Source organism: Pseudorhodobacter sp. E13 (assembly GCF_003991405.1).
Classification (GTDB): Bacteria; Pseudomonadota; Alphaproteobacteria; order Rhodobacterales; family Rhodobacteraceae; genus Pseudorhodobacter.
On record NZ_RPEN01000154.1, the window covers coordinates 162,165 to 174,216 of the forward strand.

Annotated in this window: 15 protein-coding genes; 6 read left to right on the forward strand and 9 right to left on the reverse strand. The window is 61.6% G+C overall.

Annotated elements, in window-relative coordinates; translation table 11 throughout:
• Positions 1–43 precede the first annotated feature (43 nt).
• The 5 genes from EGN72_RS09515 to EGN72_RS09535 form a co-directional block, all read right to left on the reverse strand.
• Positions 44–1,387 carry a DNA-packaging protein gene (locus EGN72_RS09515; RefSeq protein ID WP_127046916.1) on the reverse strand — a complete coding sequence of 448 codons (1,344 nt, stop codon included), beginning with the start codon at positions 1,385–1,387 and terminating at the stop codon, positions 44–46.
• Positions 1,335–1,661 carry a hypothetical protein gene (locus EGN72_RS09520; protein WP_233587097.1) on the reverse strand — a complete coding sequence of 109 codons (327 nt, stop codon included), beginning with the start codon at positions 1,659–1,661 and terminating at the stop codon, positions 1,335–1,337. The genes EGN72_RS09515 and EGN72_RS09520 overlap by 53 nt, the downstream gene beginning before the upstream one ends.
• A gap of 205 nt (positions 1,662–1,866) precedes the next feature.
• Positions 1,867–3,045, reverse strand: a complete 1,179-nt coding sequence (mltG, locus tag EGN72_RS09525; RefSeq protein ID WP_127046918.1) for an endolytic transglycosylase MltG — start codon at positions 3,043–3,045, stop codon at positions 1,867–1,869.
• Complete coding sequence (fabF, locus tag EGN72_RS09530) at positions 3,045–4,307, reverse strand: beta-ketoacyl-ACP synthase II (RefSeq protein WP_127046920.1); 1,263 nt, start codon at positions 4,305–4,307, stop codon at positions 3,045–3,047. The genes mltG and fabF overlap by 1 nt, the downstream gene beginning before the upstream one ends.
• A 200-nt stretch (positions 4,308–4,507) precedes the next feature.
• The gene (locus EGN72_RS09535; RefSeq protein ID WP_127046922.1) at positions 4,508–4,741 is read right to left on the reverse strand and encodes an acyl carrier protein; all 234 of its coding nucleotides are present in this window, start codon (positions 4,739–4,741) and stop codon (positions 4,508–4,510) included.
• A 396-nt stretch (positions 4,742–5,137) separates the two neighbouring features.
• Between EGN72_RS09535 and EGN72_RS09540 the strand changes: the two genes are divergently transcribed.
• The gene (locus tag EGN72_RS09540) at positions 5,138–5,512 is read left to right on the forward strand and encodes a hypothetical protein (RefSeq protein WP_127046924.1); all 375 of its coding nucleotides are present in this window, start codon (positions 5,138–5,140) and stop codon (positions 5,510–5,512) included.
• Between the two features lie 50 nt (positions 5,513–5,562).
• On the opposite strand, the gene fabG is transcribed toward EGN72_RS09540, so the two are convergent.
• Positions 5,563–6,300: a 3-oxoacyl-[acyl-carrier-protein] reductase gene (gene fabG, locus EGN72_RS09545; RefSeq protein ID WP_127046926.1), complete on the reverse strand. Its 738-nt coding sequence runs from the start codon at positions 6,298–6,300 to the stop codon at positions 5,563–5,565.
• A gap of 124 nt (positions 6,301–6,424) precedes the next feature.
• Positions 6,425–7,354 (reverse strand): ACP S-malonyltransferase, encoded by a 930-nt coding sequence (gene fabD / locus EGN72_RS09550; protein WP_127046928.1) that lies wholly within the window; start codon positions 7,352–7,354, stop codon positions 6,425–6,427.
• Positions 7,355–7,537: 183 nt separating this feature from the next.
• On the opposite strand from fabD, the gene EGN72_RS09555 reads away from it, so the two are divergent.
• Positions 7,538–8,749 carry a cytochrome b/b6 domain-containing protein gene (locus tag EGN72_RS09555; RefSeq protein WP_127046930.1) on the forward strand — a complete coding sequence of 404 codons (1,212 nt, stop codon included), beginning with the start codon at positions 7,538–7,540 and terminating at the stop codon, positions 8,747–8,749.
• Here the strand turns inward: EGN72_RS09555 and EGN72_RS09560 are convergent.
• Both EGN72_RS09560 and EGN72_RS09565 read right to left on the reverse strand, forming a co-directional pair.
• Positions 8,746–9,186: a hypothetical protein gene (locus EGN72_RS09560; RefSeq protein ID WP_127046932.1), complete on the reverse strand. Its 441-nt coding sequence runs from the start codon at positions 9,184–9,186 to the stop codon at positions 8,746–8,748. The two genes, EGN72_RS09555 and EGN72_RS09560, sit on opposite strands and share 4 nt — an antisense overlap.
• A gap of 116 nt (positions 9,187–9,302) precedes the next feature.
• Positions 9,303–9,860, reverse strand: a complete 558-nt coding sequence (locus EGN72_RS09565; RefSeq protein ID WP_127047017.1) for a YceI family protein — start codon at positions 9,858–9,860, stop codon at positions 9,303–9,305.
• Positions 9,861–10,073: 213 nt separating this feature from the next.
• On the opposite strand from EGN72_RS09565, the gene EGN72_RS09570 reads away from it, so the two are divergent.
• The 4 genes from EGN72_RS09570 to rpsR all read left to right on the forward strand — a co-directional run bounded on the left by EGN72_RS09570 (position 10,074) and on the right by rpsR (position 12,047).
• Positions 10,074–10,919: a DMT family transporter gene (locus EGN72_RS09570; protein WP_127046934.1), complete on the forward strand. Its 846-nt coding sequence runs from the start codon at positions 10,074–10,076 to the stop codon at positions 10,917–10,919.
• 31 nt (positions 10,920–10,950) lie between these two features.
• Positions 10,951–11,109 carry a hypothetical protein gene (locus tag EGN72_RS19165; protein ID WP_158623166.1) on the forward strand — a complete coding sequence of 53 codons (159 nt, stop codon included), beginning with the start codon at positions 10,951–10,953 and terminating at the stop codon, positions 11,107–11,109.
• A gap of 278 nt (positions 11,110–11,387) precedes the next feature.
• Complete coding sequence (gene rpsF / locus EGN72_RS09575; protein WP_127046936.1) at positions 11,388–11,792, forward strand: 30S ribosomal protein S6; 405 nt, start codon at positions 11,388–11,390, stop codon at positions 11,790–11,792.
• Positions 11,793–11,819: 27 nt separating this feature from the next.
• Positions 11,820–12,047 carry a 30S ribosomal protein S18 gene (gene rpsR, locus EGN72_RS09580; RefSeq protein WP_011747229.1) on the forward strand — a complete coding sequence of 76 codons (228 nt, stop codon included), beginning with the start codon at positions 11,820–11,822 and terminating at the stop codon, positions 12,045–12,047.
• The last annotated feature ends 5 nt before the right edge of the window (positions 12,048–12,052 follow it).

The window sequence follows — 12,052 nt, forward strand, 5'->3', positions numbered from 1 at the left end:
GCCCTTGGTTGATCTCTTTCTGAATGATTTGGTTTAAGGTTGGTTAAAGGGTGCGAACGGTGGGGCGTTGCCAATGCGCCGAGGCGTCGATGATTAGATCGGTCAAGGCCCAGACCAGCGCATCCACCCGGTCCGGGCTGCCCTTGCCTTGGAATCCCGTGGCCGTCATCAGGCACATCTGTTCCTCCAAGGCCCCCAGATTGGGCAAATGCTGCACCCGGCCCTGCTCATACAAGGCGGCCACAGGCTCCGCGCGCACCGCTTTGCCCCGCGTGGCACGCACGCCGCGATAGGCCACCAGCGGGTCAATCTGGCGGATGATGTTTTCCACCATATCGCCACCTTGGTTCACCTCGGCGACCACACGGTCGGCCTGATGCCGCTCTTTGGCAGCAATCGCCGCCCGTGCCCAAGTATCGGGCGAGGCAGATTTGACGCTGGCATCTTCCAGCACATAGGCGCGCCAGGTTTGCGGCGGCCCTTCTGTCACGGCCCCCACAACCAGAATCCCGCATTCATCCGATCCGGCATGGCCCGTCACCGGCGGGTCCACCGCCACCACAATGCGGCTCAGCGGTGGCACCACTTTCACGCGGCCAGCCTCCAGCCGTGCCAACGACCACATCGCGCCTTCGGCCTCCTCCAGCAAAATGCCTTCCAACTCCTGCCGCCCGCGCGCTGTGCCGGCATAGCGCCGCTCCACCTCCTCCAGAAAGGACTTCGCCAGATTGGCACGGTTGGCCTGCGTGGGTGCATGGGTGCAAACGGTTGACGGGTTTTTCAACACCGCCTTCAGCACCTCCACATTCTTTGGCGTTGTCGTCACCACCTGCTGCGGATGCTCCCCTAGGCGCAGCGCAAATTGCAACATATCCCAGGTGTTCTGCGCGTTGGGCCATTTCGCCAATTCGTCCACCCAAGCGGCATCAAATTGCGGCCCCCGCAGCTTTTCAGGGTTATGCGCCGAATACACCGTCGCCGTGGCTCCATTCGGCCAGATCAGCCGTTCGCGGCTTGCCTCCCATTTCGGGCGCCGATCGGGTGGCGAGCAGGCCAGAATCCCGCTGTCGCCATAGATCATCACATCGCGCACCTGCGCCACGCTTTCGCCCACCAAGGCCACGCATTTCGCCCGACCGGGGTCTGTGGGGCGCGCGCCCTCCACCTGCGCGCGTACCCATTCGGACCCGGCGCGGGTTTTCCCCGCCCCGCGCCCCCCCATGATCACCCAGCTTTTCCAATGCCCTTCCGGGGGCAATTGGTGCGGCAAGGCCCAGAACTCAAACATCCATGGCAGGGCCAGCAAGGCATTGTCACTCAGCCCTGCCAAAAACTCATCCGTGGCTTCCGGCGTCGCGGAGGCGAGCCAACCTGCGCCCGATTTCATCGCGCGCCTCGTCAAGGTCGAGGATTTTTTCCCCGATGACGTCGCTTGTTTCTTTGCGGAGTTTGTCAAGTTTGTTCCTCTCATCCATCGCCAATTGAAAGGCCGCTTTCATGTCACGCATGGCCTGAACGGCGGCTTTGGTATCACCCGGATTGTCCACCCGTGCCGCCCTCACAGCACGAGCAAGCTCAATCGCGGCATCCCGAAAGATTTCTTCCGTTGTCGCCAGCAAATCTGCCAGCGGCTCGTCCCCAAAAAGGATGTTCATTTTCATTGTTTGCTGCACCCGCCTCTCATGCCTGTCCCGCACGAGAGAAATGAAAAAGCGGCACCCGAGGTCACCCCCGGGGCCGCTTGCCCATTTCTTCTAGCATGTCACAAGTGATACCGCAGACCGTGCGGAGAGTCAAGTTTTATCGTTCAAAACCAAAGGCTTGCCGGAACGCACCGTTAACGGCTTGGTAAGATTTCGCCCCGTGTCAGTTCCCCTGAACGCCCGTCGCGCCTTCGGCCCCACGTTCGGCTTCAATCGCGCGCCACTTGGCGACATTGGCGTTATGATCTTCCAGCGTCACTGCAAAGGCATGGCCGCCGGTGCCATCCGCCACGAAAAAGATGAATGGCGTATCATCAGGGTTCAACGCGGCCTCAATGCTCAACCGTCCGGGGTTGGCAATCGGTGTCGGCGGCAAACCAGTGATAACATAGGTGTTATACGGCGTTTCCCGCCGCAGTTCCGACTGGCGCAAACCACGGCCCAGAATGCCCTCGCCATTCGTCACCCCGTAAATCACCGTCGGGTCGGTTTGCAGCTTCATCCCTTGCCGCAAGCGGTTCACAAAGACGCTTGCCACCTGCTTGCGTTCTTCCGGGATGCCAGTTTCCTTTTCCACGATCGAGGCCATGATCAACGCCTCCTCCGGGCTGGCATAGGGCAGGTCCGGCGCGCGCTCGGCCCACAACTCGGCCAGAATGGCGGCCTGCTTGGCTTGCATCGCCGCGATCAACGCCGCCCGGTCGCCACCGCGCACCACCTCATAGCTGTCGGGGGCAAGGCTGCCCTCGGGCGGACGCTCGGCAATCGTGCCGTCCAGAAACTCCACCCGGCGCAGCATGTCCATAACCTGCCACGAGGTCACACCTTCGGCCAAGGTCACCCGATAGCGCAGGTCCTTGTCCTCTACCGCGTCCAGATAGGACTGTGGTGCCGCCTCAACCGCAGGGTCAAAAGACACCACTTCGACATAGCGATTGGTCGCGGCGTCCAACTCGCGCAGAACAACGTCTGCCTTGGCAATCCCGATCCGGAAATTCACCTCGCGCCCGCAGGTCGATTGCCCGCCTGCCGTGATAATCGTCAACACATCCACCATCGACGCGCCCGCAGGCACCAGATAGCTGCCGAATTTCAACCCGCGGCCCTGGCCGGAATAATCCGCCCCGATGCGGAAAATCCGCGCGTCCGAAATCACCCCTTGGCTTTCCAGATTGCGGCTCACCGATGACAGCGATGCGCCCCGGTCCACCTTGACACAAACCGCATCCGTCAGCGGCCCCGGCCCGGAATATTCCTGCCGCCCCCAGGCCAACAGCCCAGAGGCAATGACCAGAAACACGATGAACAGTGTCAGCGTGTTGGACGCAATCGCCTTCCACATTATGCGCGCACCTTACCCATGATCAGGCTGGCATTGGTGCCGCCAAAGCCAAAGGAGTTGGACAGCGCCACGTCGATCCGGCGCTTCACCGCTTTGTTCGGTGCAAGGTCCAGCTTGGGTGCCACCGCCGGGTTATCAAGGTTGATCGTGGGCGGCGCCACTTGGTCGCGAATGGCCAGCACGCAGAAAATTGCCTCCACCGCGCCCGCAGCGCCCAGCAAATGCCCGATGGCCGATTTGGTCGAGGACATGGTGGCCCCCGCCGCCGCATCGCCCATCAACCGCTCCACCGCGCCCAATTCAATCGTGTCGGCCATGGTGCTGGTGCCATGCGCATTGATGTAGTCAATATCGGCAGGCGTCAGCCCCGCGCGCTTGATCGCCATCTCCATGCTGCGATAGCCGCCATCGCCATCTTCAGAAGGTGCGGTGATGTGATAGGCATCGCCCGACAGGCCATAGCCCAGCACCTCGGCATAAATCTTGGCCCCGCGTGCCTTTGCGTGCTCATATTCTTCCAGCACCACCACGCCCGCGCCCTCGCCCATCACAAACCCGTCGCGATCGGCGTCATAGGGGCGGGACGCCTTGGTCGGATCATCCGCACGCTTGGTCGACAGCGCCTTACACGCGTTGAACCCGGCAATCCCGATTTCCGAAATCGGGCTTTCCGCGCCGCCTGCCACCATCACATCGGCATCGCCAAAAGCAATCAACCGTGCCGCATCCCCAATCGCATGGGCACCGGTGGAACAAGCCGTAACCACCGCATGGTTCGGTCCTTTGAACCCAAAACGAATCGAAACCTGACCCGAGACAAGGTTGATCAGCGCGCCGGGAATGAAGAACGGGCTGACCCGCTTGGCCCCACGCTCCTTGATCAGAACCGCCGTTTCCGCAATCGACGACAACCCCCCAATCCCTGAACCGATCATCACACCGGTGCGGCATTTGTCTTCTTCCGTCGCAGGCTCCCAGCCGGAATCCGTCACCGCCTGCACCGCTGCCGCCATGCCATACAGGATGAAGTCATCGACCTTGCGGCGGTCTTTCGGCTCCATCCAGTCATCAGGGTTGAAACTGCCATCGCTGCCATCGCCCAGCGGAATTTCGCAGGCATATTGTGTGATCACCCCCGAAGGATCAAATCGCGTAATCGGCCCTGCCCCGGATTGCCCTGCGATCAGACGCTGCCACGTCTCCTCGACCCCGCAAGCCAAAGGCGTAACCATCCCCAATCCTGTGACAACCACTCGACGCATCCGCGACCCCCGTCATTCATGCCAGACTTCGGGCACAGATACACGTCCAGCCCGGCCCGCGCAACACAAGCCAAGCCCTTTGGGCGGGCTTGTGCCATGGTTCGCGGCCTTGTCCCGGCGAAAAACCCATCGCAGACCCGCAAATGAAAACGGCACCCGCCAAGGGGTGCCGCACTCAAATCTCTGATGGTCCCGAAAACTCAGGCAGCCGAAGAGATGAACTTGACCGCATCGCCAAAGGTCTGGATGGTTTCGGCCGCATCGTCCGGGATCTCGATGCCGAACTCTTCTTCGAACGCCATCACCAGTTCAACGGTGTCAAGGCTATCCGCGCCCAGATCGTCGATGAACGAGGCGTTTTCAACAACCTTGTCCTCTTCAACGCCCAGATGCTCGACGACGATCTTCTTTACGCGGTCAGCGATGTCGCTCATGTCATTTCCTCATGCAGTTACGGGAGGAGTCCCGATCTTTTGTCTCGTGCTCATTCGAGCGGCTCATCCCGAAGGCTTCGGGAAACCGGGATGATTGCTTCGCCCCGGTCTAGTCAGCGCCGCCTATAGCACAGTCTTGCGCCGTGGCAAACGCTTTCACGTTACTGGATGTAGGGGTTTTCTGCGCAACAGATCAAGTGCCCAGTGCCAAAACCTCCGAAATTGCGAAGGTGATCGCGCGGGTGGGCTAGATTCGCATACGAATCTGCCCCGAGGCGACTCGCAAAGGCAGATCGCCGCGCACTCAAAACGTCTCGGACGGCCCCAGCCATGTTGCACTGGCCGACCGTCTGCTTCCATACTGTGCCAAACGTCGCAGTATAAAGGTGCGTCCCCGTGAATACCCTGTTTCTGCACCTCGCGGCACTGGCCGCCCTTTGCACTTGCGGCGTCCATCTGTTCATCGGCGGACCTGTCGCGGTCGGCCCGTTGTTTCAGGGCAAACCGCTGCCTGCTGCCAGTAAATGGCTCAACTACCTGTGCTGGCATATCGCCAGCATCACCCTGGCCGCGCTTGCCCTTGGCTATGAATGGATCGCCCTGACCGGCACGGGGCAGGAGCTTGCGTGGTTCCTCACCTTGCTCGCGGCCAGCCTCTCGGCGCTCTCAACGGCGGTCGCGGTCAAAGGGCGGTTTTCGCCGTTGCGCCTGCCCTCAACCTATCTTCTGGCCCTCATCGCCAGCTTGGGCGCCTTGGCCCTGACGATATAACGGATCGCAAAGGCGCAACAGGGGCGCAAGAAGCGCCCCCCCGCACGCCCTTACAGCATCGCCATGCCGCCATTCACATGCAACGTGGCCCCGGTCACATAACCGGCTTCCTTGCTGGCCAGATACAGACAGGCCGCCGCAATCTCGCTGGCCTCCCCCATGCGACCCGCCGGCACTTGCGTCAAAATCTTGCCCTTCTGCTCGTCATTTAGCTTATCCGTCATCGCGGTGGTGATGAACCCCGGCGCCACGCAATTCACCGTAATCCCACGGCTCGCAACCTCATAGGCCAGCGATTTTGACATGCCCACCATGCCCGCCTTGCTGGCCGCATAATTGGCCTGCCCCGGATTGCCCGTCGCCCCCACAACCGACGAGATATTCACAATCCGCCCCCAACGCGCCTTCATCATCCCGCGCAAAACCCCCCGGCACAGCCGGAAGGTCGAGGTCAGATTGACCTCCAGAACGCTGGCCCATTCCTCATCCGACATCCGCATGAACAGATTGTCCCGCGTGATCCCGGCATTATTGACCAGAATATCCACCGATCCCATGGCCGCCGCCGCCGCCTTGGGCAAAGCCTCCACACTCGCCGCATCCGAAAGGTTGCAGGTCACCACATGCGCCCGCTCCCCCAATTCCGCGGCCAGTGCCGCAAGCGGCGCCTCCCGCGTGCCAGACAATGCGACAACCGCCCCCGCCGCATGCAACGCCCGCGCAATATCGCCGCCAATCCCGCCAGAGGCCCCCGTAACCAGCGCCGTCTTGCCTGTCAGATCAAACATCAAAAACCCTCATGTCCTTATCGCCCCAAAAACGGCCCTTCCCCCTGCTTCATCTTGGCAAAAATACCTGCGGGGGGTCCGGGGGGCGGCGAAGCCCCCCGGCGCCTGTCACTTTGCGAAACCCTCAGCCCTTCAGCGCTGCAATATCCTCGGGCGTGCCAATGGCGCGCTGCTCGGTCTCGCGCTCGATCCGCTTGATCATCCCGGAAAGCGCCTTGCCCGCGCCAATCTCCCAATAGTCGGTCACGCCTGCACCCACCAGCCATTGCACGGATTCGCGCCAGCGCACTTCGCCCGTCACCTGCGCCACCAGCAGCGCGCGCACACGGTCCGCTTCTTCCACGGCTTCGGCGCGCACATTCACCACCACCGGCACGATGGGGTCGCGCACCACAACGCCAGCCAAGGCCTCGCCCATAACAGCGGCCGCAGGTTCCATCAGCGCGCAATGGAACGGGGCAGAGACCGGCAACAGCAGCGCGCGTTTGGCACCCTTGGCCTTGGCAATCTCGCAGGCCCGCTCTACCGCGTCCTTGTGGCCGGAAATCACCACCTGCGCGGGGTCATTGTCATTGGCAACCTGACAGACCTCATCGCCCGCCGCCTCTGCGGCCACAGCAACCACGGCGTCATAGTCCAGACCCAGCACAGCCGCCATCGCGCCCACACCCACCGGCACCGCTTCTTGCATCGCGGCCCCGCGAATACGCAGCAAGCGCGCCGTATCGGCCAGATCAATCGCCCCCGCCGCACACAGCGCCGAATATTCGCCAAGGCTGTGCCCGGCGACAAAGGATACATGCGCCATCCCCAGCCCTTCGGCCTCCAAGGCCGCCAGCGCCGCCATGGATGTCGCCATGATCGCAGGCTGCGCGTTCTGCGTCAGGGTCAGATCTTCAATCGCCCCCTCCCAGATCAGCGCCGAAAGCCGCTCTTCCAGCGCCTCGTCCACTTCCTCAAACACCGCGCGCGCTGCCGGATAAGCCTCGGCCAAGGCGCGCCCCATGCCGATCGCCTGCGACCCTTGCCCCGGGAAAACGAATGCTCTGCTCATGAAACCTCCAAACTTCTGTTCCCTTGGGAATAGCCCGTCCGCTGCCGCACCGCAATCTTTCCCGCAGCTTTTGCGCCGCTTTCGCACAGGACCTGTGCAGCCCCTGCGCTTTGATCTCCGCAGCCAAACCGCTAAAACAGTGCCCAGACATTGCCTCACGTTCCCCCGGAAGGACCCGCCGCCATGCCACTGCACAACACGCCCCAAAGTTTTGGCAGCCTGACACGGGTGTTCCACTGGCTCACCGCTTTGCTGATCCTGACGGCGATCCCGCTGGGCATCATCGCCAATGACCTGCCCTTTGACACGTCCGAGGCGCTGGCCCTCAAGGCCCAACTGTTTTCCCTGCATAAAACCCTTGGCGTTGCTGCCTTTTTGGTGGCAGGTCTGCGCATCCTTTGGGCCTTGGGGCAAACCCGCCCCCTGCCCCTGCACCCGGACCGGCGGGCCGAAACCTTGCTGGCAGAGGTGGTGCATTGGTTGCTCTATGCCTCCATGCTTCTGGTGCCGCTGTCGGGTTGGGTGCATCACGCGGCAACCTCTGGCTTTGCCCCGATCCTCTGGCCCTTGGGCCAAGACCTGCCACTGGTGCCGAAATCCGAAAATCTTGCCACGGCAGCCGCCGCCTTGCATTGGGTCTTTACCAAACTGCTGATTGCATCGCTGCTGCTGCATATAGCAGGCGCGTTGAAACATCACCTGATCGACAAAGACGCCACGCTGCACCGCATGGTCACAGGCGCGCGCGCCCCCATTGCCCCGCCACGGCCCGCACAGGGACACGCGCTTCCTGCGTTTGTGGCTGTGCTGATCTATGCCGCAGGCAGCGCTGTCGCCGTGTCGCTTGCCGCCCCCACGCCACCCGCCACACAGGCCACAGATGCGGCACCCGTCACGGCCATCACTGAGGGCAACTGGCAAGTGCAAACGGGCCAGCTTGCCCTGACCGTCCAGCAACTCGGCTCTGCCGTCACTGGCGACTTCGGCACATGGCAAGCCGATATCCGCTTTGACCCCGAAGCCCCGGTTGAGAACAAAGGCAGCGTCACCGTCACCATTGATACCACAAGCCTGTCGCTTGGCTCTGTCTCGGATCAGGCCAAAGGCCCGGATTTTCTGAACGTGGCCAACCATGGCACCGCCACGTTCACGGCCCAGATCAGCGGCCCCGGCCCGGACTATACCGCCACGGGCAGCCTGACCCTGCTGGGCCAGACCCTGCCGCTTAACCTGCCCTTCACCCTGTCGCTGAACCGTGACAGCGCCGAGATGACCGGGCAAACCAGCCTCGACCGCCGTGATTTCGGGATCGGCAGCAAATATCCGGATGAGGCAAGCGTGGGCTATGACGTGGATATCAGCGTGACGCTGACCGCAAAACGCATCGCCCCTTAACCCCCGGCTTCCTTCGGAAAACGTGGGTCTTGCAAGAAAACGGCGTCGAAAATATCGAACACTGCCTGCGCGACCGGGGTGCCTAACACCTCATCGCGGTCCAGTGCCGCGCCGACCAAGGGGTTCTTGGCAATCCGCCGCGTCTTGGCATCTATCACCATGACCGCAGGGCCATCCGGCCCCAGACCATAGCGCAGGGCAATCGCCACACGGTCCTCAGCCCCGGTGCCTTCGCCCCAAGCACCAAGGATCAGATCCAGATTGGCCGGATGCGCAGCAAAATCGGCACCCGGCGTCCATTGCAGGAAATAGCTGGCCACGGTTTCGGCCCCGCTGCGATGCACCACACCCCAGATCGACTGGCTGGGCTGGCCGCAACAGTCACATTGGCCCGCCGCCGCGCCCATTGCTTCCACCTCATAGGTCTGTGCTGTCATCTATCCCTCTCCGCTTGCCTTGCCCCGGCCTAGCAAATCCCTGCGGCCTGAAACATAGCAAAACGGCGCGCAGGGTTTCCCCCACGCGCCGCTTCGTCTGCCCAAGGGCGAAAGCTTTACTCGGCCTTCATCGCCTCGATCGAGATCATCACCTGCACCTCATCGGACACGAAGGGCGCAAACTGGCCCAAACCGAACTCCGACCGCACCAGCGTCGTGGTGCCGTTGAACCCGGCCCAAGGCTTGCCCGCCATCGGGTGATCGCCGATCTGGTTCAGCACCGCATCCAGCACGACCGATTTCGTCACGCCGTTCAATTCCAGATCGCCGGTGATCTTGGCGGTGGTTTCCCCCGTCACTTCAATCCCGGTGGAGGTGAATGTCACCATCTCATCCTCTGCCGCGTCAAAAAACTCGGCGGTCATGAAATGGTCAAAGCGTTCCTGCCAGCCGGTCAACATGCTGCGCACCGGAAAGGCCACCGACACGCTGGAGGCAGCAGGATTTTCCTGATCGAACATGATCTCACCGTCAAAGCCCGAGAACATGCCGTAAGTCGTCGAAAAGCCAAGGTGTTGATAGCTGAACACGATCTGGCTGTGGCTGGCATCCAGCACATATTTCACAGGTTCGGCCTGCGCGGCAGAGGCAGCAAGAAGGGCGGCGGCAATCATGTATTTCACGGCAAAAACTCCAATATGTTATGGCGAACCGGTCGCCTCGCGGTTTGGATACAAAAGGCCCCCTCACTGCGATAGGCCCAAAAACCCACAGACCCCGCTCATTTTTGCACATCACGAAGGCGTCAGCTTGGGGCAGGCGCAATTGCCCCTTGCGCCAGACCGCACAGCCCTTAGGCTGCCGCAACCCGAACCAAAGGCGGATATATGAGCATTCTGGTCTTTTGCGCCGTTCTGGCCGCCGCCCTGCTGCATGCTGCGTGGAACGCGATGGTCAAGGGGGCAACGGACAAACAGCTGAATATGGCGGCGGTGGTCATCGGGCATTTGCCACTGGCGCTGCTGGCGATTGTGTTTTCGCCCGCGCCCAGCCTTGATAGCCTGCCCTATCTGCTGACCGGGATCGCGCTGCATTTCGGCTATCAGATCACCTTGCTGAACGCCTATGGCGCAGGCGATCTGACACAGATTTATCCGCTGGCGCGCGGCTCGGCCCCGATGGTGGTGGCGCTGGTGTCGGTTCTGTTTCTGGGCGTCACCTTGCAACCGATTGAAATCATGGGTGTTGTGACAATCGGCATAGGTATCCTGTCCATCGCACTGGTGCGCAGATCGGACGGGCTGCGCAACGCCAAGGGGGCGAAACTGGCGCTGATCACCGGGGGGTTCATTGCCGCCTATTCGCTGGTGGATGGCATGGGCGCGCGGGTCGCGGGCACGGCGATGGGGTTTTACGGCTGGCTTGCGGTGGGCAATGCGGCGCTGATGGCCGGGCTGATGGCGCTGCGCGCACCGCACCAGTTGCGCGCCTTGCGCACCGATGGCAAGCGCGTGTTCCTGCTTGGCGGCTCTGCCAGTTTTGCCGCCTTCGCGCTGGTGATCTGGTCTTTCACCCAAGCCCCCATCGCCCTTGTCGCGGCCCTGCGCGAAACCTCGATCATCTTTGCCCTACTGATCGGCGTGTTCTTTTTGAAAGAGCGGCTGAACCTTGCCAAAGTCGCCTCTACCGCGATCACCTTGCTGGGCGTGGCCCTGCTGCGACTTGCGAAATAGACGGCAAAGTCGCCGCGAGAATTTCCAGCCAATGACGCTGGCCTACAGCACAGGCATGACGGCGGTGCGCAATTATGCCAGTGAACCGGATGTCAAAGTGGCGGCAGGTGCCGTTACCAACGGGCCAGATGGCAGCATCATCAACAGCACATCTGACAGCGTAAAATATTTCAACCATGGCCAAGGTTGATACCCTGTTTGGCAAACTGATAGGCTTGGTGTGCTTTGCGCGCAGGGTCATGATCGCGATTACCTCGGGCATTACCCCCCAAAAACAGTGCCAACATGGGCTTCATCGCGCCCTCCCGCGATAGCGCCTTTCCCCTTGCAATCCTGCCCCTGCCCCGCTAAAGCACCCCAATCTTGCCGCACCTTTCTTTTGATCCGGTGCAGCCTCTCGTGGTCGGGACGCGGCAAGGTGGTGACCCCGACCTATGAAATGCACCATAAGTAATGAACGGAGACAGCATGCCGCTTTACGAGCATGTCATGATCGCGCGTCAGGATCTTTCCAGCACGCAAGCCGAAGGGCTCATCGAACACTTCTCCACAGTGCTTGCAGACAACGGCGGGAAAGTCGTTGAAAACGAGTATTGGGGCGTCAAGACGATGGCCTACAAGATCAACAAGAACCGCAAGGGCCACTATGCCTTCCTGCGCTCGGATGCTCCGGCTTCCGCAGTTCAGGAAATGGAACGCCTGATGCGCCTGCACGATGATGTGATGCGTGTGCTGACCATCAAGGTCGACGCCCACGAAGAAGGTCCGTCCGTCCAGATGCAAAAGCGTGACGACCGCGAGCGTGGTGACCGTGGCGACCGTGGCGGCGACCGCCCCGATCGTGGTGACCGCGGCGACCGTCCGCGTCGTTGATCTCTGGCTTAGGAAAGGACCATTCAAATGGCGAATAAACCCTTCTTCCGTCGCCGCAAGGTCTGCCCCTTCTCGGGCGACAATGCACCGGCGATCGACTACAAAGATACGCGCCTGCTTCAGCGCTACATCTCCGAGCGTGGCAAGATCGTGCCGTCGCGCATCACCGCCGTTTCGGCGAAAAAGCAGCGTGAGCTGGCCCGTGCGATCAAGCGCGCCCGTTTCCTCGCCCTGCTGCCCTATGCTGTGAAATAAGGAGC